At 41.5% G+C, this 22757-nt stretch carries 15 protein-coding genes and 2 pseudogenes; 10 read left to right on the plus strand and 7 right to left on the minus strand.

From position 1 onward, the window contains the following. Window positions 1-520: 520 nt before the first annotated feature. Complete coding sequence (locus V7K69_RS21425) at window positions 521-1294, minus strand: hypothetical protein (RefSeq protein WP_335037995.1); 774 nt, start codon at window positions 1292-1294, stop codon at window positions 521-523. A 437-nt stretch (window positions 1295-1731) separates the two neighbouring features. Between V7K69_RS21425 and V7K69_RS21430 the strand changes: the two genes are divergently transcribed. Further along, window positions 1732-2253, plus strand: a complete 522-nt coding sequence (locus V7K69_RS21430) for an isopentenyl transferase family protein (protein ID WP_335037998.1) — start codon at window positions 1732-1734, stop codon at window positions 2251-2253. A gap of 46 nt (window positions 2254-2299) precedes the next feature. On the opposite strand, the gene V7K69_RS21435 is transcribed toward V7K69_RS21430, so the two are convergent. The 4 genes from V7K69_RS21435 to V7K69_RS21450 all read right to left on the minus strand — a co-directional run bounded on the left by V7K69_RS21435 (window position 2300) and on the right by V7K69_RS21450 (window position 5116). Further along, window positions 2300-2707 carry a hypothetical protein gene (locus V7K69_RS21435; protein WP_114080353.1) on the minus strand — a complete coding sequence of 136 codons (408 nt, stop codon included), beginning with the start codon at window positions 2705-2707 and terminating at the stop codon, window positions 2300-2302. Between the two features lie 200 nt (window positions 2708-2907). Then, window positions 2908-3528, minus strand: coding sequence for a J domain-containing protein (locus V7K69_RS21440; protein WP_335038000.1), 621 nt, complete (start codon window positions 3526-3528; stop codon window positions 2908-2910). A 191-nt stretch (window positions 3529-3719) separates the two neighbouring features. Further along, a complete protein-coding gene (locus V7K69_RS21445; RefSeq protein ID WP_012407740.1) occupies window positions 3720-4331 on the minus strand; it encodes an ATP-dependent Clp protease proteolytic subunit in 612 nt (203 codons plus the stop codon). A gap of 122 nt (window positions 4332-4453) precedes the next feature. Then, entirely contained in the window at window positions 4454-5116 is a 663-nt protein-coding gene (locus V7K69_RS21450) for an ATP-dependent Clp protease proteolytic subunit (RefSeq protein WP_114080125.1), read from the minus strand. 238 nt (window positions 5117-5354) lie between these two features. Here V7K69_RS21450 and V7K69_RS21455 point away from each other — a divergent pair, with 238 nt between their 5' ends. The 5 genes and pseudogenes from V7K69_RS21455 to V7K69_RS21475 all read left to right on the plus strand — a co-directional run bounded on the left by V7K69_RS21455 (window position 5355) and on the right by V7K69_RS21475 (window position 9956). After that, a complete protein-coding gene (locus V7K69_RS21455) occupies window positions 5355-6611 on the plus strand; it encodes a vWA domain-containing protein (protein ID WP_012407742.1) in 1257 nt (418 codons plus the stop codon). A 12-nt stretch (window positions 6612-6623) separates the two neighbouring features. Beyond that, window positions 6624-7904 carry a vWA domain-containing protein gene (locus V7K69_RS21460; RefSeq protein WP_335038004.1) on the plus strand — a complete coding sequence of 427 codons (1281 nt, stop codon included), beginning with the start codon at window positions 6624-6626 and terminating at the stop codon, window positions 7902-7904. A 144-nt stretch (window positions 7905-8048) separates the two neighbouring features. Next, a pseudogene (locus tag V7K69_RS21465) lies at window positions 8049-8284 on the plus strand (hypothetical protein). After that, window positions 8262-8396: pseudogene (locus V7K69_RS21470) on the plus strand (IS4 family transposase); the annotation flags it as partial. The pseudogenes V7K69_RS21465 and V7K69_RS21470, both read left to right, overlap by 23 nt. Before the next feature lie 351 nt (window positions 8397-8747). After that, on the plus strand, window positions 8748-9956 hold the full coding sequence (locus tag V7K69_RS21475) for a NupC/NupG family nucleoside CNT transporter (protein ID WP_335038006.1): 1209 nt from the start codon (window positions 8748-8750) through the stop codon (window positions 9954-9956). A 20-nt stretch (window positions 9957-9976) separates the two neighbouring features. Here the strand turns inward: V7K69_RS21475 and V7K69_RS21480 are convergent, their stop codons facing one another. Together V7K69_RS21480 and argZ are read right to left on the minus strand one after the other, a co-directional pair. After that, window positions 9977-10501, minus strand: coding sequence for a DUF2085 domain-containing protein (locus V7K69_RS21480; protein ID WP_335038008.1), 525 nt, complete (start codon window positions 10499-10501; stop codon window positions 9977-9979). 42 nt (window positions 10502-10543) lie between these two features. Continuing rightward, window positions 10544-12655: a bifunctional arginine dihydrolase/ornithine cyclodeaminase gene (gene argZ, locus V7K69_RS21485; RefSeq protein WP_335038010.1), complete on the minus strand. Its 2112-nt coding sequence runs from the start codon at window positions 12653-12655 to the stop codon at window positions 10544-10546. A gap of 1264 nt (window positions 12656-13919) precedes the next feature. On the opposite strand from argZ, the gene V7K69_RS21490 reads away from it, so the two are divergent. From V7K69_RS21490 to V7K69_RS21505, 4 genes are all read left to right on the plus strand, one after another. Continuing rightward, a complete protein-coding gene (locus tag V7K69_RS21490) occupies window positions 13920-15503 on the plus strand; it encodes a glycosyltransferase family 39 protein (protein ID WP_335038012.1) in 1584 nt (527 codons plus the stop codon). 166 nt (window positions 15504-15669) lie between these two features. Beyond that, the gene (locus V7K69_RS21495) at window positions 15670-19635 is read left to right on the plus strand and encodes a DUF2157 domain-containing protein (protein ID WP_335038014.1); all 3966 of its coding nucleotides are present in this window, start codon (window positions 15670-15672) and stop codon (window positions 19633-19635) included. Window positions 19636-19999: 364 nt separating this feature from the next. Continuing rightward, window positions 20000-20122, plus strand: coding sequence for a hypothetical protein (locus V7K69_RS21500; protein WP_335038016.1), 123 nt, complete (start codon window positions 20000-20002; stop codon window positions 20120-20122). A gap of 800 nt (window positions 20123-20922) precedes the next feature. After that, window positions 20923-22275: a hypothetical protein gene (locus V7K69_RS21505; protein WP_335038018.1), complete on the plus strand. Its 1353-nt coding sequence runs from the start codon at window positions 20923-20925 to the stop codon at window positions 22273-22275. Window positions 22276-22757: the final 482 nt, after the last annotated feature.

Consider the following 22757-nt stretch of genomic DNA (forward strand, 5'->3'; position numbering starts at 1 on the left):
ATGAAATACTAAATATAAATATTGCTAAGAGAACAGGAATAATTTTATTAAAGTCTATTTGCTTTTTTTGAACTATTTCTAAACAAGACATCGGAATCATCAGGGGCCAGAAGATAGTTGTTACCACAAACATTACAACCGATAAAAATTTATCTTCTGGAGTGGAAGCAGGATGACGTAGAGCAAATATTAACCAATTGATTAAAAAATAAAATGTCATTAACAGATAACCGATAGTTAAAGTCAGTTGTATCTGATTCACCGTAAGTACTCCTGAAGTTATGTGAGCTTCACCAAACATCATCCGTACAAAGTTATAACATATTTGGTTTTCTTCATTGCCCTGGAAAGTAGTAGTATCTTTATATACCAAACAAATAATTTTTTGTTATGTCAAACTTCTCTTGGTGTTTGTAGAGCCTCATTAACCCTCTTTGAAGAAACTTTTTAAATTTTGGATGATGAATATTTATATAGCACGATCCAAAATTTAAAATTTGGTTAGCGATGAGAGTAATAATTAAGCAGTCTTAAAAAATCGAATAATTTCGCGGACATGATCGAGAAATTGCCCGTCGGTGGAAAGTTGCGCGATCGCAGTTCGTGCTTCTCTTGCCAAACGCTCATGTTCAGTTTGATTTGTCGCCCGTAATTCCTCAAAATTAGCTGCAATCCGAGCTAAATCTCTGCGAGTCTCTTCGGCGAAGCGTTGTTGAGTTGCGGGTAATGAATAGGGTTGTTCTGGGTTGAGTTGATCTTCTAACAACTGGATTTTTTGTTCCAATATCGAGAAGCGATCGCGCAATTCAAAAATATCTTCGCGTGGATACTTCCATTCTTGGCGAATCATTGCTAACCGCGCATATAAATACTCATAAGCTCGAATAGCTGGACGCAGAATTGTTAATAACAAAGCTGCACCAGAACTTATATATCCCACCGTACTAATACCAGTGGCCGCAAGGGTATAAAGACCAACGGCTGAAAATAAGTGTAAGGCAATGGCAACCCAGAGCGATCGCTTTGCCAACAATGTGACATACTTCACTTGTTTCTGATCGACTGGAATTCCTTTTTCAGTTGATTGTGCAGCTTCTGCTAAAACTTCTTTGGCTTGAAAATGCACATTCCACGGTACGGTAACAATTACTAACAGCCACCAAAAACTTGCACCACCAATTACCCAATCAAGAAAGTTACCAGCAGGGATATGCAACCATTGCAGTAAGCCAAAAGCCGCTAGTACCACAATCACAATTCCAGCGATGGAACTAATGAAAAAGTTAATATACATTTTGCCTTATCTCCGATGAAACCATCATCTCGATCATGACGAGATCCCAGCAGTTATACGGAAATGCTTGTGATGGTTTTTCTATTTGCACACAATAGTTTTTGAGTAATATAGCTACGCTAATTAGCTTGGGTATCTTTGCTACCTTTTTCTTGGAAAATCCCAACAGAGATGATTGTGATGGTTTTTCGAGTTGCACATATTCAATAAATAGAATGAACCACTACTTAGAAACAGAGAAGTTAGAAATAATGAAATACTGCTTTGTAGAATTTCAAGGTTTGAGTCTTTTTTATGCCTCAAAAATTTTAAGTCCCGGTAGTAAAAATTTTTTGATAACACATTCTGTAGTATAAAGGTAATATAGCTAAAACTTTTATTCTTTCGTGACAAGCTTGTGCCAAATTTGACTTGATTGCACTAAAAGGAGAGTGGCGATGAAAAAAGTAGCGGTGTTTGGCAATACTGGAGGCGGGAAATCAACTCTAAGCAAGAGATTATCTCAAATCACTGGTTTGCCACTTTACGTATTGGACAAGATTCAATATCAATCAGGAGGCACAGAGGTTCCACATGAAGATTATAAGCACGCCCATCAGCAAATTCTAGTTACTGACCGATGGATTATTGATGGGTTTGGTTGTATGGAAACTCTCTGGCTACGACTTGACGAGGCAGATACTCTGGTTTTTGTCGATTTACCGCTATATGTGCATGGATGGTGGGTAACTAAACGACTAATCACAGGTTACTTTAAACCGCCAGAAGGCTGGCCCTCCAATAGTCCAATATTAAAGAGTTCACTTACTAGCTACCGTGTGCTTTGGTTATGTGACAAATATTTAACCCCAAAATATCGTGAGTATATCGAGCAGGCTAAAAGCATCAAAAATGTTTATCACATTCGCTCGATTAAACAAATTTCGCAATTTTTTGAATCAATTGATGCAGGAGACTAACTTGTAGTTTGGGAAAAGGTGAGACAATTCAAACCTTTCCCTGTCTCTATTGGATGAGATAACTACGCCAAATTGGTTGAGTATTTTTACTACCCTTTTCTGGAATTAGCGATCGCCAAGTTTTACCTTCTTGCTGAATTTGCAAGTAAACATCAAAGGGTTGTTTTGGTTGCGTCAAGCGCCGTTTTGGTAGCTTGAGAATCAAGTCGTAGGTTCCCCGAACGTGGAAAGCTGGTAAATTTTCAATCGTTAGGGGTTGTTCTTGGGTAATTGATAGCCGCTTGATTTCAAATCCTTGAAAATCTAGATCCAACTGTTGGCTAAGTTTTTGTTGAGTTTGCTCTAGCCCAAGTGCGATCGCTTTTTGCACCAATTCGCTAGTCGGTAGCAATCCAATACTGCCACAAGCTGTAACTAGCATCAGCAATATTGCTGTCAAAACTAACCGCACTATGTTATTCACTGCCTAATCTGCTATTTTCTTCCTTATCAGTTTAACCGGACGCGCTGCTGCTTTTTCCACGTCGAGTAACTTAGGAATTATACAAACAATAGCTGAAAATTTAAAATTTATAGATAGGGGCAATTTATAAATTGCCCTTGTTGTTAGAACTTAGAAACGAGATTTTGATTTTCAATAAATTTTGTAAATCTTTAAAAAATTTGTTCTAAGCGTTGGAAATCGCGTTGCACTTCATACCAGAGACTTTTATTATGGGGGTCTGTTTTCAAAGCTTTTTTGAGATAAATTCTGGCTTTGAGCAATTGGTTTTCAGAGATTAGCGCCCGTCCCCAAATTTGATAAGCGATCGCTTGCCATTGGCGAACTTCTGGATCTGTTGACAAACGATCTGCTAAAGCTTCCACCAGTGCGATCGCTTGCGGAAATCGTTTTTCTTGCAAAAATCGCTGCAATTGTTCATAAGTCTTCCACTTCAGCCGTTCTTCTATTTCCAACAGATTAGGCGGCTTTGGTTTCCCTGGTTGTTGGTTTACCACAGTTGTGACTGGTGTTTTCTGTCGCTGCGTTGTGTTAGCAGCATCACGCCCAGTTGACACCTGAGTTGAATGTGCAGCAGTTTCCTCTGGCAGTACTACCGTCAGCAGGAGTTTGTAAGCCTCTGTCAAGGCAATAAACTTATCTTTGGCTTTGTTGTCATCTGGGTTGATATCGGGATGATATTGCTGCGCCAATCGTCGATAAGACGCTTTGATATCAGCAAAAGAAGCTCCCGATCTTAAACCTAGCAAACGGTAGCAATCTCCAAGATCCATCTTGAGCTATGAGCTATCAAATATTTAGCTATTGGCTATTATCTGTCAATATCAGCTTTAAGCCTGGACTATTAATGATAAAGGCTAATTTTCTATTTTAAAGTTCAATGTTGACAGTTTGTTTGGGAATGGGGAATGGGGAATGGGGAATTAGTTATTTCTTTCCCCCCTGCTCCCTGCTCCCTGCTTCCCTACTCGCCTGCGACTATAGAGGTTCGTTCTTCAATCACACGGTCAATTAAACCGTATTCTTTAGCCTCTTCAGCAGACATGAAAAAGTCACGATCCATATCTTTTTCAATTTTTGCTATGGTCTGACCGGTTTTATCGGCATAAATGCCATTAAGCTGGTGACGAATCCGCAGAATCTCTCTAGCTTCAATTTCGATGTCGGTTGCTTGTCCACGGGTGCCACCTGAAGGCTGGTGAATCATAATCCGTGAATGAGGCAATGCTAGGCGTTTACCTTTGGTGCCAGCAGCCAACAGGAAAGACCCCATTGAAGCAGCTAAACCAACGCAAATAGTCACTACATCTGATTTTATATGTTGCATGGTGTCAAAAATAGCCATGCCAGATGTAACCATTCCACCTGGGGAATTGATGTATAAATAAATATCTTTACCTGGATCGTCTGAGTCCAGATACAGCATTACAGCAATTATTTGATTGGCAATTTCATCATCAATATCTCGTCCCAAGAATATAATCCGTTCCCGGTAAAGGCGATCGTAGATGCTAATCCAATCTGTATATTGTCCTCCGGGCATCCGGTAAGGGACTTTAGGAACGCCTATAGGCATAATTTACTCCGTTTTTAATAATTTGGCGGCGGTGGGAGAGTTACGAATCACTCATATACTCCTGTACAGAAGCGATTAATCGCGTCTCTACTCAGCACTCAGCACTCATAACTCAGCACTGACTAAAGGACACTGGCTGGAAGGGGGGGATTTGCGAGTTCTTCTTTCTCAAAAACTCGGTCAATTAGACCGTATTCCTTCGCTTCGTAAGGTGTTAGATATAACAACCTATCCATATCTTTAGCAATTTTTTCTGGGGGCTGTCCGGTGGTGCGATTTAAAATATCAACCAACGCCCCTTTATTTACCAAAACTTCCCTTGCCCGAATTTGAATATCCGTTGCTTGACCTTGGGCGTAGCTCTTGGGCTGATGCAGGATAATCGAAGAGTGAGGCAAACTAGCGCGGCAACCTTTTGTACCAGCACTGAGAAGCATGGCTGCCATACCCATCGCAGAACCGACGCAGATGGTGTGGATAGGAGGCTTGATATATTTCATGGTGTCGTAGATGGCGAAGGCTTCGGTTTCAAAGCCAATGGGTTCGCCACTGTAACCGGAAGTGCCGGTGGAGTTGATATAGATTTTAATGGGCTTTTCTGGGTCGTCGGACTGCAAAAACAGCAACTCGGCCACGATTAATTCCGTGACAGCAGGCACCAGTGGCATCCCAATATAGACAATTCGCTCCTTCAATAAGAGGGAAGGTAAATCTGGCGGTGGTGTCCGGTAAGAGCTATCGCCGTAATATGGGGCTTGAACAGCTTTGATTGGGGAAATGTCCATAGCAACTGATCGCCTGAAACTATGCCGTTAACTGTAATACATCCTAGCGCGATGCACGCTTCCCTCAAGGTGCGGATTTCTCCCTAATGCTTCAGGTGGCTTTGCATCTGCCAATGTTTGGCTTCTAAGATATTCTGATTATATTCATGTATTTGTGTTGGATAGGTTTTCCGTAGAGCTAAAGTGGTGCTTTGAAGTTATTTATAAATATGTATATCCTGAATAGGGACTTTAAGTTATGAAGGTTAGCTTGCAGCCTGCCTTGAATGATGGTAATTTGGACGCGAATCAACTGAATAGTCAACGTCAGTTGGGAATTTCGATTTCAGCGATCGCAGAGACTCAAGACCGCCATGTGCCCCTGAATTTATGTTTAATTCTGGATCACAGTGGTTCTATGAATGGGCGATCGCTAGAAACGGTCAAAAAAGCAGCGAATCGTCTGGTAGATAGACTTAATCCTAGCGATCGCCTCAGTGTTGTGGTTTTCGATCACCGTGCCAAAGTCTTAGTACCTAGCCAAAGTGTCGAAGATCCAGAAAAAATCAAAAATCAAATTAACCGACTAGCCGCCGATGGTGGGACTGCCATTGATGAAGGACTGCGTTTGGGGATTGAGGAGTTGGCGAAGGGAAAGAAAGATACTGTTTCCCAAGCTTTTTTATTAACCGATGGGGAAAATGAACATGGTGATAATAATCGCTGTTTGAAATTTGCCCAATTAGCTGCTAGCTATAATTTGACTTTGAACACTCTGGGCTTTGGTGACAATTGGAACCAAGATGTTTTAGAAAAAATTGCTGATGCTGGTTTAGGGACTTTATCTTACATTCAAAAGCCGGAAGAGGCAGTGGATGAATTTAATCGCCTGTTTAGCCGCATTCAAACAGTGGGATTGACTAACGCTTATCTGTTATTGTCTCTGATGCCCCATGTCCGCCTAGCGGAACTTAAACCGATTGCCCAAGTTTCCCCAGACACAATTGAGTTACCACTGCAACAAGAAGCTGATGGACGCTTCGCTGTGCGGTTGGGAGATTTAATGAAAGATGCAGAACGGATAATCTTAGCTAATATTTATTTGGGACAATTGCCAGCAGGTGAACAAGCGATCGCTAACGTGCAAGTCCGCTACGACGATCCAGCCGCCAACAAGGTAGGTTTAGTTACACCTAATATCCCAGTTTATGCCCATGTAGTGAGAAACTACCAAGCAGATCCGAATCCCCAGGTGCAACAGTCTATTTTGGCATTAGCTAAATATCGCCAAACCCAGCTAGCCGAAACGAAATTGCAACAGGGCGATCGCTCTGGTGCAGCAACAATGCTACAAACGGCTGCTAAAACTGCTCTACAAATGGGAGATACTGGGGCAGCGACGGTGTTGCAAACTTCTGCCACTCAGCTACAATCTGGTGGAGATTTATCTGAAAGCGATCGCAAGAAAACCAGAATTGTCTCCAAAACAGTTTTGCAAGATACCCCTCCCCAGTAAATTCAAGTTTAGATGAAAGTTAAATTGCTCTCGGCGTTAAATGACAATAATGTTGATCTGGCTCAAACAAGTAGCCAACGTCAACTAGCAATGACGATTTTTGCGATCGCTGGCGAGTTTGACCAAAATCTACCCCTTAACCTCTGCCTGATTCTGGATAGAAGTGGTTCTATGCACGGACAACCGATTAAAACGGTGATTCAGGCAGTGGAAGGATTAATAGATCGGTTGAAAGTTGGCGATCGCATCTCAGTTGTGGCTTTTTCCGGTTCTGCGGAAGTCATTATCCCTAACCAAGCGATCGAAGACCCCGAAAGCATCAAATCCCAAATTAAAAGCAAACTGACTGCTAGCGGCGGTACTGCGATCGCTGAGGGTTTGGAACTGGGAATTACAGAACTGATGAAGGGGACAAGAGGAGCTGTTTCCCAGGCGTTTCTGCTGACGGATGGGCATGGTGAAAGCAGTTTGCGGATTTGGAAGTGGGATATTGGGCGAGATGACAATAAGCGCTGTGTCAAACTGGCGCAAAAAGCTGCCAAACTGAACCTAACTATCAACACTTTCGGATTTGGCAATAGCTGGAATCAAGATTTGCTAGAAAAAATTGCCGATGTCGGTGGTGGTACTCTAGCTCATATTGAACATCCTGAACAAGCTGTGGAGCAATTTAGCCGACTGTTTGGACGGATTCAGTCGATTGGATTAACTAATGCCTACTTGCTGTTATCTCTAGTGCCCAATGTCCGATTAGCAGAATTGAAACCCATTGCCCAAGTTGCCCCAGACACAATCGAGTTACCAGTGGAACGAGAAGCTGATGGTAGCTTTGCTGTACGTTTGGGAGATTTGATGCAGGATGTAGAACGGGTAGTTTTGGCGAATATTTATCTGGGACAATTGCCAGAGGGTAAACAAGTGATCGGGCATCTGCAAATTCGCTATGATGACCCGTTAGTTAACCAAGAAGGTTTACTTTCGCCCTTGATGCCGGTGTATGCAGAGGTGGTGCGGGCATATCAACCGGCTTCTAATCCCCAGGTACAGCAGTCTATTTTGGCATTAGCGAAGTATCGCCAAACCCAGTTAGCCGAGGCGAAATTGCTACAAGGCGATCGCACTGGTGCAGCAACGATGCTACAAACGGCTGCTAAAACCGCTTTACAAATTGGAGATAAAGGGGCGGCGACAGTGTTGCAAAGTTCCGCCACTCGCCTGCAAGCAGGGGAAGAACTTTCGGAAGCTGACCTCAAGAAAACTAGAATTGTATCAAAGACTGTTTTACAGGAATAGTAAAAATTCAGCGTTGCAGACTAACGGGATGAAAGTTTCGAGCCAAGGCGCAAAGCGAGAAAAAATATTTTATTGCTCAATTAAGCAACAAAGTAGTCGCATATTCCTAACTTATTGATTAACAACCAGCGAAGAATTTGACTTATGCTGATCCAAAAGATTGTCCAAGAATTGCAAGACATCCCTGAAGACAAACTAGCAGAAATTTATGACCTAATTACTACTTTCGGCTAGGTTTAAGTCAAGAACATAGACAACCTCTTGCGGTGAGCGAAGTCGAACCGCGCACCACTGGTTTATTGAAAGGACAACTCGGCGATGCTTTCTTTGAACCACTGCCAGAAGAAGAACTCCAGCAATTTCAGCGTTGCCTACGATAAAGGTAACGCCGATGACCCCATTAAGTATTTTGCTGCAAAAGAGAATCAAGATTTAGGAGTAGTCAAAGCACTCCGAAAGCCAGTCTCCAAGCTCGATTTATCGCCTTTTCCTGCTCCTTCTTGACAAATGTGCAATCACTCTAACCTCTCACTGATGGGCACACATAATCAAGTGATACCTCACTAATTATTGCGTTGGCGCAGTCACCAGAACTCACCTTAGTTGATTGGAGAGTCGTTTCTGGGGGAGACGGTTACTCATCGGTATTTTTTAGAACTAGCACATCAGCCGCAGAACTGCTTGCTTACTTGCAGATGAGGCCGGAAAAGCCTGACTTTGTGCGCTAATTTCTTGTTTACAGCATCAAAACTCTAGTAATTGACTACAAAGCCACAAAAGAAGGCAGATTTTTGTGTATGCTTTGTGTCCAAGTGCCTTAGTGATACCTTTTTGGGAGTGAACATGGAACGCGCCATCTCTGCGTTGGGAATCTTAGTTTTTATCAGTATATCCTACGCTTTTTCGGTTAATCGTCAAGCGGTGCGTTGGCGCATAGTGGCGTGGGGGTTGGGATTAGAATTTGCATTGGCAATCGTGATTCTTAAAACTCCTTGGGGTTTGACTGTGTTTAAATTTTTGGGAGATTTTGTCAGCAAATTTTTAGCATTTTCTGATGTTGGTGCCAAATTTGTCTTTGGAGAAAATTTTAAGGATCATTTCTTTGCCTTCCAAGTGCTGCCAACAATTATCTTTTTCTCTGCCTTTATCAGTGTCTTATATTACTACGGCATTTTACAGCGAGTGGTAAATGTGATGGCGTGGCTAATGATGAAGACGTTAAAAACATCGGGTTCTGAATCTTTATCCTGTGCGGGTAACATCTTTTTAGGGCCAACAGAGTCAGCACTGATGGTTAAACCCTATATAGCGAAGATGACGCAATCAGAACTTCATGCCGTAATGACGGGTGGTTTTGCCACCATTGCAGGTGGAGTACTAGGGGCATATCTTTCTTTTGGGATACCAGCAGAACACCTAATTGCTGCTTTTTTTATGACTGCTCCCACATCATTGGTAGTATCAAAATTGCTGTATCCAGAAACAGAAGTATCAGAGACGCTTGGTGAAGTAAAGGCAGATGTAAAAACCAATTATGTAAATGCAATTGATGCTGCTACAGCCGGGGCAATTGATGGTGTGAAACTAGCGGTTAATGTTGGGGTAATAATTATCGCCTTTTTAGGATTATTGGCTGCTTTAAATGCACTGCTGGGATGGTTGGGGGCATTTGTGAGTTTACCGCAACTATCATTACAGTTAATTTTGTCTATTTTTATGGCTCCCGTAGCGTGGTTAATGGGCGTACCTTGGGCTGATTGTCAGCAAGTGGGGGCTTTGTTGGGTACAAAAACAATTCTCAATGAGTTTATTGCTTTTTTGGATTTGAAGGCATTAATTGAAAGTGGTAAAATTTCCCAACGTGCAGTAATTATTGCGACTTATGCCTTATGTAACTTTGCAAATATAGGTTCAATTGGCATTACCATTGGCGGTATTACTGGGATAGCACCTAATCGCCAACATGATTTAGCTCGTATGGGAGTAAGATCAATGATTGGCGGATCTTTAGCGGGTTTTATCACCGCTTGTATTGCTGGGATGCTGATTTGAAGAAGAAATTAGGAGTAAGACTAAAATCGATCCAAACTAGTTTTAGCATCCCGCCACCCGTGGAAAATGGGCATAGTAAACAATCCCCACGCTAAACCCGTAATCAACCCAAAAGGTGTAACTAGATAATTATTAAAACTCCACAAACCGAAAATTTGTGCTGCCAATTCTAAAGGATAAGCCATCATCAGCACACTAGCGATCGCCACACCACTCCATCCATACTGACTTAACCAGTAAAATCCTTTACCACCATTCACCCCATACAACAGGCGAGTAATCAGCAAACCCGTGACAGTGCCGTAACAGCGCATACACACAGCCATAATATATGGTGGTGCTAAATCTAACCCCATAGTTGGTTGCGGACACACATGATTACCCATGAAATAAATGATGTCCGCAATCCCAGGAAGCAAAGACACTCCAGACGCAGCCAGAAAGGGAGCAATTGGCGGGCCAAAAACCATCCCTACTAACAAGAAATCAGCAATCAAACTTACCCAATTAACCTGAAACTCTTCCCTGAAAGCTACTCTTGTCATTTCCCTTTCTCTGCGTCCTCTGCGCCTCTGCGGTTCGTTTCCCTAACCTACCTTATTAACATAAGGACTTGTCAACTTATCCAACTGCTGAATCAACAGACTCAGGAACAATCCCACATCCGTCACCACACCCACCGATTCTACAGAACCGCGATCGCTTAACTTAGTCACCACAGCCGGATTAATATCCACACACACCATCTTCACCCCCGCCGGAGTCATATTTCCCACGCCAATGGAGTGCAGCATTGATGACAGCATCAAAATCATTTCTGCACCTTCTAGGTGTTTAGCATATTCCTCCTGTGCCTGAATCAAATCCATTTGGGTATCAGGTAAAGGCCCATCATCCCGAATCGATCCCGCAAGCACAAAAGGTACATTATTGTGGACGCACTCATACATCACGCCACTTTTAATTGCCCCCGCCTGCACAGCTTTGGAAATGCTGCCATAACGACGGATACTATTAATTACCTTCAGGTGATGGCGGTGTCCACCACGAACGGCGATACCCCGCTTCATGTCCACACCCAAGGAAGTGCCCATGATATTTTGCTCGATGTCATGAACTGCGATCGCATTTCCACCCAGTAGCGCTTGTACGTATCCTTCCCGAACCAGTTGCGCCAAGTGTTCGCCGCCACCAGTGTGAATCACCACGGGCCCAGCCGTGACAACTACCTTACCACCAGCATCGCGGATTTTCCGTAATTCCCAAGCTACTTGTTCAACCACCAATTCCACGCGCCGTTCGCTGGAAACGCCCGCCGACATGAAGCTGAATTCTTGGGTGCTGCGTAGTTCGCGCGATTCCGTTTTACGAATAGTACGGATACCTAGTACATCTACAATTACTCGTTCGCCAACTTCTAAATCTCGTAGTATTTTACACCTAGCTACGAAGCCAGAGGAGGTTTGAGTAATTGCGATCGCGCCATCCATGCGCTGATTTTCTACCTTGATCCACTGCCCATTAATTCGGACTTCGGTAGGATAAATTGTACTTACGTAGAAATCATCAGGCGCTACACCATCTTGGATTACAGGTTCCAAGATTGCGTCTCGCTCATCATGGGGTAAATCTACTGCACCCAAATCAATCAATAGAGAGATGATTTCTTCCATCACCTCATGAGATGGTGCTGATACCTTCACTTCGGCGGCGGAGGTACTTTGCCGTTGTTCTCCCAAGTTGAAATTCAAGACTTGGAAACTTCCCCCGGCATCTATAATCAAATCCAAGGCGCGGTTAATTAAGCCAGCATCCAGCAAGTGTCCTTCCATACGAATGATTCGGCTTTCTACCGAGACATTGGCATGAATTTCATCTCTAACTGGTTCCGTTACCCGCAAGGTTAAGCATTTAGCTGCACCACCAGCTTTGAGAAATTCGGTAAGCGGTGTTTCCAGCACTTGAAAACCCACATCTGCAAGGCGGGTTTTCAAAGCATCACTCGCTTTGTTCATGATCACAATGCTGTCCACATTCACCGTATTACAAGCGAAGTTAACTGCATCGGCTTCAGCAATTGCGATTCGCTTTTCTGGTGCGACTCGCATTTCAATTAAGCGGTTGGAGTAAGAATCAAAAGCGCCTGGATAGTACAGCAAATAGCCATTTGCTAACGGGCAAAAACAGGTATCCAAGTGATAGAAACGTTCGTCTATGAGTCGCAAAGAGAGAACCTCAATATCCAGCCATTTAGCTAGATAAGGGTGAGAATCTAATTCTGAACGGAAACCGTATCCCGCCCATAACCAGCGTCCTTCTCGATCTAAGAGTGCATCTCCTGCACCTTCAAAGGGCAAATCTTTAGGTAGTTCATTGACTGTATAACCATTTTCTTCAAACCATTGTTTAAAGAAAGGTTCCTCTCCCTGACGTTCTTTATGTAAAAAGCGACTGAGTACGACATTTTCCCCCAGTACCAAGCCAGCGTTGGCGGTAAAAACTAAATCAGGCCAACCTTTTTGGGGTGGTACTAAGTCTACAATGGCGTGTTGTTTAAGGATCTGGTGTAATCCCTGCCACTGTTCCACGGCGCGATCGCGCGATGATTTGTGAATATTCCCTTCCATCCAGGGGTTAATCACATAGTCTACATCGTAGTGGTCAGGAGGACACATCAAAAAGCGAATGCGGGAAGTCATAAAAAATCTTACAAGCGTTTTATATGCTACTATATTAAGGGCCTATTTTGGGATACAGATTTTGATTTCCTGACATTTGGCAAAATCCGCTACTACAGGTTCTATCTTTGTGATAGTTGAAAGCTTTACAAAAGCTTCGTCCTTAATTCTATTACTGGAAGATGGTAATAAGTAGAGTCGGTGGCAAAATTAGGATGTTTTGGCGGCCCTAAATGTTTCAGTAGTGGTAAGTGAGTCTGCTTTTAGCAAAGATGTGGAGGCTTTAAACAAACGTTAACCTATTCTTTGGTTTCAATCCTACTCCAAGGTGTATTTATAATATCTTAATATTAGCTTTATTAAATATTTTTATTTTTCACACAAGTATTTTACATCTACGCTATAAGTATCATGTAGGAATCCTATTTGATTTTTGCAAAGTAAAGTAAAAGAGCCTTCTTTGCTCTTGCCTATTACTTCTTGCGCTGCGCTTGTCTGCGACACGCTCCGCGAACGCGCACCACGCAAATAAATTTCCAAAATCAAAGCAGACTGCTATATATCTATAGGAAGTATCCCAATTTTTAAAAAATTCACGAAACTGAGACACAAACTCTTTATAAATGTCTTTCCTTTGCGGAAATCCAGTTTTCTCTGAAATACTGCGCGTAGCTTGTTTAAACCTAGATGCAGTACGTTTATCCATTCTCTTATTCTTGTCCTAATGCAGCGCAATAGTAAATTTAAAAATCTATGATGCTCCGTATCCATATTTCTATATTATTTAATTTATACTATAAAACAACAGATAACCAATTGCATTTTGTATGATATCTTGTTGCTAAAATCTGCAAAATTTTTAAAGTTCATTCTATGGATAGAGGATACTTTTAGCTTATATATTTATAAACAATTTGTTTGACACTAATTGAGTGTTAATTTGTGAGAGGATATCTAGATATTTACTGTCGGTATTATGTCTAAGATGTTCAAAACAAATAGTAAAAAGGGGGAAATAAAATATTTGGCAATTTTGTTATTAGTTTAATAGCTAAATATTAAACATAGTCTACATTGAGAAGCGTAGTTTTGTAGGTTGGGTGCAGCGATAGCGTAACCCAACATAAAATTTGGTGGTAATTTTGGGTTGCGTTTCACTCCACCCAACCTACATAAATATATCTTTTAAAAAACTCTAGGTTTCAACTATAGATGGAACCTTTTATCATGATAAGAATAAAATTTTATCCCCGTTAATTCATGCTTTGAGGAGATCGAGAACTACATGAGAAAGCAATTGTCAAAAAACTGGCTAAATTCTCAATTTTGGTTACGTTTCTTAATCATAATCCTATTAGTAATAGGTGTATTTTTCCGTTTCGTCAATATTGACAAAAAGCTCTATTGGGGTGATGAAGTTTTCTCCTCATTACGCATATCGGGTTATATGCAGTCAGAAATTAATGAGCAGTTAAGCAATGGTAGTTTGCTTACTATAAAAGATTTGAGTAAATACCAATATCCCAATTCTGAAAAAAATACAATTGATACAATTAAAGGGATTATTGTAGAAGACTCACAAATTTTGCCGCTATACATTTTAATGACTAGGTTTTGGGTACAACACTTTGGTGATTCTGTAGCGGCGGTAAGAAGTTTTTCGGCATTCACTAGTCTGTTCACTTTTCCTTTTATTTATTTGCTATGTGAAGAATTATTTGGGTCTTCACTAATCGGGTGGATGGCCATAGCTTTGGTAGCTGTTTCACCTGTTGAGGTCGTGTATGCACAAGAAGCACGAGCATACAGTTTATGGATAGTAGCCATCTTAATGTCGAGCTTCGCAATGCTGCGAGCCATGCGCCTTAAAACAAAGGTTAGTTGGTGGATTTATGCAGCAACATTAGTAGTAGGGTTTTATACTCATATATTTTTTGCCTTGGTTGCTCTTGCACAGGGAATTTATGTAATTACAATCGAACGCTTTCGATTGAATAAAACCACAATTGATTACCTAATTTCATTCTTTGCAGGGTTTATAACTTTTGTACCTTGGCTTTGGATTATTATTACCAACCCTCAGCCACAAGCAGTAGATTGGGCAAATGCTAAACAAACGTTATTTGGGTCAGTGGCAAGATGGGCTGGTATCTTGAGCCGCACGTTTCTTGATTTGGGTATTAGTCCTAGTGATTCAGGAAAAATTAAGTTTGCATTAATTCCATTGATTATAATTATTTTTTCTCTAATTTTCTATTCAATTTATATTCTTTGTCGAAGCACACCTAAAAAAGTTTGGTTATTTGTCTTAACCTTGATTGGATCGCTAGGGCTTCCCCTATTAATATTGGATTTTGTCTTTCAAAAGCGCTACGCTACTACTCGATATACCCTTCCCTTAACTTTAGGTATACAATTAGCTGTTGCTTACTTACTTACTACTAAATTAACTTCTATTTCTCCTAACGTTTGGCAAAGAAAGCTCTGGCTACTTGTTCTATTTATGATAATTACGAGCGGAGTGATATCTTGTAGTCTCAACTCGCAAGCTAAGATTTGGTGGAATCAATTCCCTGAAAAATACCAAGAATATCCGAAAATAGCTAACATTATTAGTCAAGGTAATCAGCCGCTTTTAATTAGTGATGCTGGCATAATTCCATCAATACAAATGCTTGGTCATTTAGTTGATCCCAATGTGCAGTTTCAAATTGTCAAAAAGAATAGCTTACCTGATGTTGCTAATGGTTTTACTGACATATTCTTGTTCAATTGCTCTGATTATTTAAAAGCGGGAATTGAGAAAATTTATAACTCCAAGTTACAGCAGATAAACCACTTACTATGGAAAGTAACAAAATCCACCTAAACCAAGGATACGATCGCACCTAGGCTTTAAAACCAGACAGTTAGTATTTGAATATCGTTACTAGGTTAAAAATTAACATCAATTAGCCTAATAAGTGGCACAATTAGAGCCAAAATATACTTTAATTGAAATCTACTTAAAGTATATACTGATACTGCTGCCGCTTATGTCATCGCCCCTTGAGCGCCCGCTAAAATTTGAAATTAGACTGCCATCGTCACATCCTCATTTACTAGAAGGATTAGATATATGGCTGCGTTTAGGTTTAATATCCGATACCCAAGTTAGGCAGCTATGCCAAGAGTTTCTGGTGTGTTCGGTGGTGTTGTCACCCCAGCCTGAAGCTAAAAAAAAGGTAGTTTTTTTAACTTCTGATCCTGTGGAGGAGTTACCCGTAGCAGCTTTACAATCTAGCCGCCGTAGACAACCACAACAAAAAACAGTCAAACCCAACTTTGTCAGTACAATGTTGCAGTCCTTGGGGGCAGAACTGAGTGTACGCTGGCTGCTTTTTCTAGGGGTATTTCTGGTAGTGGTATCCTCTGGGGTACTGGCTGCGAGTCAGTGGGAAAAGTTTCCTGCTTCGGGACAGTATGGAGTTTTATTTGCTTATACTCTGAGTTTTTGGGGATTAAGCTTTTGGGCGACTAGGCAAAACAACCTGAGATTGACGGCTCAAACTTTGCTGATTGTCACCCTTTTGTTAGTTCCAGTGAACTTCTGGGCAATGGATAGCTTTAAATTGTGGCAAAATCCTGTGGATTTGGTTGCAGTTGCGATCGCCTGGCCTACCCTCACTGCTATAACTGTTTTACTCTCCAAAAATCGGACTATTTTTACTAATTTACGTACTGGCAAATTACCTGTAGCCAATATTCTAGGGTTGAGTTATCTGCATTGGGGTTGGCAATTGCCAGGATTCCCCTTAATTGCCGTCTATGTAGCAATGATTGGCACAACTATAATTACTATTTTTCACAATTACCAACAGCCTAATATTGTCAGTGAGGAAGATAGAAGCGACCGTAACAGATTAAGTATTAGTTTACCTGCTGCTGTAATTATTTATGCTCTAATAGTACTCCTAGTTCGGGCGATTTTTGTCGCTAGGGTAGATGTCACGCAACTGGGGTTAGCAATTGGTATTTGCGGCTGGTTAGTAACTTGGTTAGCACAGAAGAGGACAGGGGGCAGGGGGCAGGGGGCAGGGGAAGCAGAGGATGTAACTGTAATATTCCCCTCATCTCCTCCATTCCCCTCGTCTCTCTTTCTTTGGGAAAAACTCGGTGGTATTCTCCTCTTTTTGGGTTGGCTGGTTTCGGTAGTAAATTATCCTTGGCAAGCAATAGCTGTAAGTGGTTTAGGTTTGTGGTTTGTGGGAAGTCGATTGCGGCGGTACAGTTTAAAGCTAGACTTCGCTGCGGTTTTCGTCATCGGTTTACAGGCGATTTGGCTAGGTTGGCGATTAGTACCTGATAACTTACAGAAATTAGCGATCGCAACTGCTACTCAACTCACAAATTCTCAAAATGAACCTTGGGCTTTGCTGGGTGTAGCTTTATTTCCCTACATAATTTTGATGGTGGCGCTTACAGATAGCCTACATCGCACCGAAAAGCGAGAATTAGCTAAATTTGGCGAACTGCTCACCCTCTTACTGGGAGCCTTTTTAACAACGATCGCCATTGTAAATCCTGTATTGCGATCGCTAAATCTATTATTTTCTACCATCACTCTGGCATTCGTCACTCAACGCCGTTCCCCCGCATCCCTTCCCCTGGTATATCTAACTCACATCATCGGGGTGCTGACATTTTGCTCTACCATTAATTGGCTGGCACCAACCCTAAGTCAACAAGTCTGGGCAAGTATTTTATTAGCTCTGATGGTTGCAGAATGGCGATTTAGCGTAGAAGGAGGAGTCTGGCAACGTAGTGCTTGGGATGTCGGTTTAGGACTAGCCGCCGCTAGTTTTCTCCTATTGTGGATGAATGCAGAATCATCTTGGTATGGTGTCGCTGATAGCCAAGCTTATTTGGGATCTTTATGGCTAGTTACGCCTATAGCTCTCACAGGTGTTGCAAATTGCACAATTACAGAACGTCGGACTACTACCCGTTACTTGAGTGTCTTGGCTGTGGGAGTTGCCCAGCTACTTACTCTACAGTTGCCAGGAACCAGATTAATTGGTTTGGGAGTAGGTGCAGGACTAATGTTCGTAAATACGCGCTATTTACGAAACCAACTATCTGCGGTAATTACAGAAGGATTTGCTCTGAGTTTCATCGTGGCGCTGCTGTGGACGGGTGTACCTGGTTTACCTCACCTCGTTCTCGGAGGTTGGTTTCTCGTAGGCGCGATCGCTATCCTAAGTTTATGGTTAGCTAGGACAGTTTTGAGCCGACGCGGAAACGAATTAGTACTTAATTATGCAGCCGCCAGTGATAAATGGGCGATCGCATTGTGTGCTTTTGAGTTGTTGAGTTTGACGCTACACTCAGTGCTGATTTATTCAGGATTTATCACTTCGGGATTTTTGTACTTAGCTGCCACTTTAATTACCTTGACAGCTATTGTTTATCGGAGTTGGCGAGAACCGACTAATTGGGCATTCTATGGCATTGGTTGGTCTTTAGAATTATTAATTGCCCAAGTGTTGGGATTTGGAGAACACTCAACTGTTAAAATTGCGATCGCGGAGCGTGGCTTGCCAATCGCAAATATCGCTTTAGGTTTAATCACTCAACTTGTCGGTGAGTGGTGGCGGCGACGACATCAATTAGAAAGGCTTCCTAGCAGTTTTCACATTTTGCCCTTAATTTATGGTGCATTCAGTGTGTTGCTGCGTTTTAACACCTTCACCGAGTGGACTGGTTTATATTCCTTGGGTGTAGCTTTAATCATCATTGGCGTAGGGCGACGGCGCGAGAACTTTAAACCCCTGCTGTACTTAGGAATCATTGGCGTATCCCTTTCTGCTTATGAACTTTTGTTCTATCAAATGTCACAAGCTTCAGGAGGAGCATTAGGTGATGGATTAATTGCCATGTCTGCCCTTGGTGCAAGTATCATGTATGCTTACCGTATTTTGTCACCAAGGCTTGTCAACTACTTACGCCTAACTCCCCAAGAATTGAAAAGAATTGCCCATATTCATTGGGCTTGGAGTAGCTGTTTATTAATGGCTGCCATTCCTCTTCCCATTGGAATTAATCGTTTGGTGGGATTAGCAACAGGGGTATTTTTGATCCGTTATGCTATCTTTCAAGGACGAAATTCGCGTACTTCCCCCAGCATATTGGGAGGAATCACCATAGCCGAAATGTGGGTTTACCTTGGCTTATTAGAGGTAGCCGGTATGAGGGTTTATTGGCGCGAGACAGCAGTAGGAAAATTTTGGGCTGGGCCGTTAGTTCCTTGGAACGGTGCGATCGCTTGTGTGGTAGCCTATTTTCTGTATATCCTACCTTGGGAAAGTTGGGGTTGGTCTAAAAAACCTTGGCAGCAAGCCGCCTACATCATACCACTGATAATTTTATGGGAAACCAGACTGCAAACTTATCCCATTACCTTGGTAATCGCAGCTGGATTCTACATCTTCCTCGCAAAGATTGGTAGAAACATCCGTTTTACTTATGTTAGCGTGGCGCTGATTGATTGGGCAGTTTACCGATGGTTTGATTCCTTACACCTGACTGATACTTTATGGTATGTAACGCCAATTGGATTATCACTGCTTTATATTGCTCAAGTAGATACCCAACTGAGGCTACCAGAGTACAAAACACCTCGCCATATTCTGAGATTGCTAGGTAGTGGTTTAATTTGTGGATGGGCAATTTTATTTAATCAAAACACAGCCTGGATACCTGGAATTTTCAGCCTAATCGCCATTTTTGCCGGATTAGCTTTGCGAGTGCGGGCTTTTCTCTACATTGGTACAGCCACTTTTTTAATTACTACAATCTATCAATCGGTAATTTTTAGTTTGCAGTATTCCTTTTTAAAATGGGTTGTTGGCTTACTAGTTGGCATTCTGCTGATTTATACTGCCGCCAACTTTGAAACCCGCCGCACTCAAATAACTTCCTTAATTCGTAGCGCCATTGATGAATTTCAAACATGGCAATAGAGAGAGGAATGAATCAATAAATACTTTCAGGTTTTTATTAATCATTTATTGATGGTAAATAGACCCGCATCATAGGGGAAATTCATGAATTGCCCCTACCTCATATCTTGCATCTCTAAGTGCAACCCCAGGTAAAGTCCAAAGATGCACGATAAAGCTACCCAATTTTTATGGGTTTTTATAGCTAAATCAAGCGTTTTACTTTTTTACTGAGTAATAAAATTACATCAATTTTTCTTGGTGCAAGATGTGAGCTACGACGTATCTGATTTTTAAAATTATCTATACTTGGTCTTTTCTGTCAATGCGTAATTCCTAGAGATATTGAAAAGATAAGCTATATTAGCTTCTGGATTTATTAATTATGAAACCTAACCTACAATATATCTTTGGTTGTTCTCCCCGCCGTCAAATTTTCAAAACAGCTTTCACCTTTGTGGCTGGTTTAACCGCCACATCACTGATTTATTTTTTGATGACTAAATGAGCTTGAATTTAAAAGACTTAATATTCATATCAAGTTAGCCTATTCAGTAAAAATATATCTTCATCCTTTTGTTATAACTTTGTCATAACTGCATTAAGTTAATATGAGATGATTATTTATTTTGCTTTACTACCTCTGTATAATTAGGGTGGCAAATATTAAAGATTACATAAAGTTCAGTGCTTATATATACATTTTTTAGTCAAAAATATAAATATTACACGAAGATTTCTATGCAAATATAGACATCTAGGTAAATTTTCGGTATTTAATTATTATCAATTTAATCTAAATATTCCCTGTTTCCAAGTGTCGAATCACAAATTATTTTTCGTCATTAAACACTCTCAGAAGATGTTTTAAAAGTTTCGAAGAGTATAATTTTGCTCTCATTACTTTAAGTAAATGTAAGGAAAATAAAGGTTTCAGCCATTTACAGAGATGTTTTCCTGTGCTTTAACTTGAAACAAAAAACCTTTTAAAACATCCTCTTAGTCTCGCTTAAGAACTATGACCTTCACAAGTAAGTTGTAGTAAGGAATAGGTGAAAAGATAGCAGCAGATAAGCTTTTTTTCGATTATCCTATTCCCTTGATACTGCTTTAGCTAAAAGGTAATTTAAGGCAAAAATTACATCCGAGCAAGCTTGAGCGACATTAATTTGAGATGACGACGAATAATTCGTTAACCAACATAAATATATCTGAAATTTTCTAGTTCTGACTCTGTGAATTCTGATTGAAAGAACAAGACTTTCAGGGATTAAAACTCGATCGCACTCAATTGAGGAAAGTTATATTATGACCAGATTAATTGTTTCTTCTCCCTTACTCATCGGCACCTCTGGTTCGGATTTGGTGACAGGTCAAGAAGATAATGCATTCCCCGCAATTGGAATTGAGGTTCTAAAAAAAGGAGTCATTGATACTAAAGGAGGTAACGACACTATCAAGGGTAGTGCCATCGGCAGGGAGGACAACGGTGGTTTCAATGGTGGTATCGGCACTGGCATTGCTAATAATGGCATCATCAATGCTGGATTGGGAGACGATATTATTTCTGGCATCGGCACTGGTGGTTTGGAGTATCGAAGCTATGTACCTGGTATCGGTATCTTTAACACTCAGGGTGGCTACATTAATGCAGGAGACGGAAAAGATTTAATCAAGGGAATCGGAACCGGAGGTGACGGTTACGGTATAGGCATTCCTACAGGTATTGATAATACTCAGCATAGCCGTATTGATGGAGGAAAAGGGGACGACTCTATCGAGGGTACTGGAATTGGAATATCATCGACTGCTATAGGAATCTCTAACACTCAACATAGCAGCATTGATGGAGGAGAAGGGAACGATTCCATCAAGGGAACTGGAACTGATACAGTTCTTGGTGGAGATGGTACAGGCATCGATAACAGTGGCAGTAGCGTCATTAGTGGAGGACTTGGAAACGATTCTATTATTGGTATCGGCAAGGGCGGGAGGGCAAGTCTAGCTCCTATTGGTACAGATTATAATGCGGGTAAGGGTATAGGTATCGACAACAGTGGCAGTAGCGTCATTAGTGGAGGAGTTGGAAACGACTTCATCTCTGGTACAGGCACTGGTGGCAATGGAACTGGCAGTACGCCTTTTGGGGAGCTTGGAGCCGGCGTAGGTATAGGCATTGTTAATAGTGGCATTATCAGTTTAGGCGATGGGAACGATAAGCTAATCGGTACTGGCATTAATCAAGGCATCGGTTTTCTTAATACTAATGGCATTATCTGTGGAGGGGCTGGAGATGATACCCTTACTGGCTATGGCACCAGCATTGGCATCCAAGGCGGCATCATTGATGGTGGAAGCGGTAACGATTACTTCAAAGCCCGTCGAATTGATGCTAACGGTAATCCTGTTTCAAACCAAGGCGGCGATATTGCCAATGTCTTAATTAAAGGTGGATGTGGAAACGACACATTTGATGTTGGTTACGGGAATGCTACCATTGATGGCGGTTCGGGATGGGACAAGCTAATTCTGCCTGGCTTCAAAAGTAATTACACTATCATCGGCAGCTGCAACAATTACACCATTAAACGTGATGGGTTCATCGAAAATGTCTTGAATGTTGAGCAAATCACCTTTCTCGGCGTTGTACCTCATTCTTAGAGATTTCTTTCCCCACAAAGGCAATAGCCTAGCGATTGAGTGAGTACAGACGCTCTTAGCCGCTATTGCTTGAAATCGAATTTCCACAAAAATACTCTACTGAGGGAAGTAAATCAGTAGAGTATTTAAAGGCAATACCAGTGAATTAAGTTTATGAAAATACCAGGCACTGCGATCAACGCGTTTGAAGGTAAATACTATTACCTACTATTCTGTAAAAATTCTCACAATCATACCATCAAGAGCGTTTGAGATATAGAAGCGAAATTCATTTATGGGTATTGATGACTGGCACCAATTAGAAGATACAGCCCTCGCCCTGAATGCTTTCCAGCCTTTGGGCTTATGTTAGTGCCATTCGGGGCAAAGAGTTTTTATTGAAATCTAAGAGGTTGTTTGAAAAGTTTCTAGAGGTCAGAAATTATGCCAAACGCCTCACCATGATACGGATCATGGCAATATAAATAAAAGTCTCCGATGTT

It is taken from the genome of Nostoc sp. (assembly GCF_036917775.1).
GTDB lineage: Bacteria > Cyanobacteriota > Cyanobacteriia > Cyanobacteriales > Nostocaceae > Nostoc.

Bases quoted from the DNA above. Each gene is read 5' to 3' on its own strand.
- V7K69_RS21425 (WP_335037995.1), bottom strand. From the start codon at position 1,294: ATGTATATTAACTTTTTCATTAGTTCCATCGCTGGAATTGTGATTGTG.
- V7K69_RS21430 (WP_335037998.1), top strand. From the start codon at position 1,732: ATGAAAAAAGTAGCGGTGTTTGGCAATACTGGAGGCGGGAAATCAACT.
- V7K69_RS21440 (WP_335038000.1), bottom strand. From the start codon at position 3,528: ATGGATCTTGGAGATTGCTACCGTTTGCTAGGTTTAAGATCGGGAGCT.
- V7K69_RS21445 (WP_012407740.1), bottom strand. From the start codon at position 4,331: ATGCCTATAGGCGTTCCTAAAGTCCCTTACCGGATGCCCGGAGGACAA.
- V7K69_RS21450 (WP_114080125.1), bottom strand. From the start codon at position 5,116: ATGGACATTTCCCCAATCAAAGCTGTTCAAGCCCCATATTACGGCGAT.
- V7K69_RS21455 (WP_012407742.1), top strand. From the start codon at position 5,355: ATGAAGGTTAGCTTGCAGCCTGCCTTGAATGATGGTAATTTGGACGCG.
- V7K69_RS21460 (WP_335038004.1), top strand. From the start codon at position 6,624: ATGAAAGTTAAATTGCTCTCGGCGTTAAATGACAATAATGTTGATCTG.
- V7K69_RS21475 (WP_335038006.1), top strand. From the start codon at position 8,748: ATGGAACGCGCCATCTCTGCGTTGGGAATCTTAGTTTTTATCAGTATA.
- V7K69_RS21480 (WP_335038008.1), bottom strand. From the start codon at position 10,501: ATGACAAGAGTAGCTTTCAGGGAAGAGTTTCAGGTTAATTGGGTAAGT.
- argZ (WP_335038010.1), bottom strand. From the start codon at position 12,655: ATGACTTCCCGCATTCGCTTTTTGATGTGTCCTCCTGACCACTACGAT.
- V7K69_RS21490 (WP_335038012.1), top strand. From the start codon at position 13,920: ATGAGAAAGCAATTGTCAAAAAACTGGCTAAATTCTCAATTTTGGTTA.
- V7K69_RS21495 (WP_335038014.1), top strand. From the start codon at position 15,670: ATGTCATCGCCCCTTGAGCGCCCGCTAAAATTTGAAATTAGACTGCCA.
- V7K69_RS21500 (WP_335038016.1), top strand. From the start codon at position 20,000: ATGAAACCTAACCTACAATATATCTTTGGTTGTTCTCCCCGCCGTCAA.
- V7K69_RS21505 (WP_335038018.1), top strand. From the start codon at position 20,923: ATGACCAGATTAATTGTTTCTTCTCCCTTACTCATCGGCACCTCTGGT.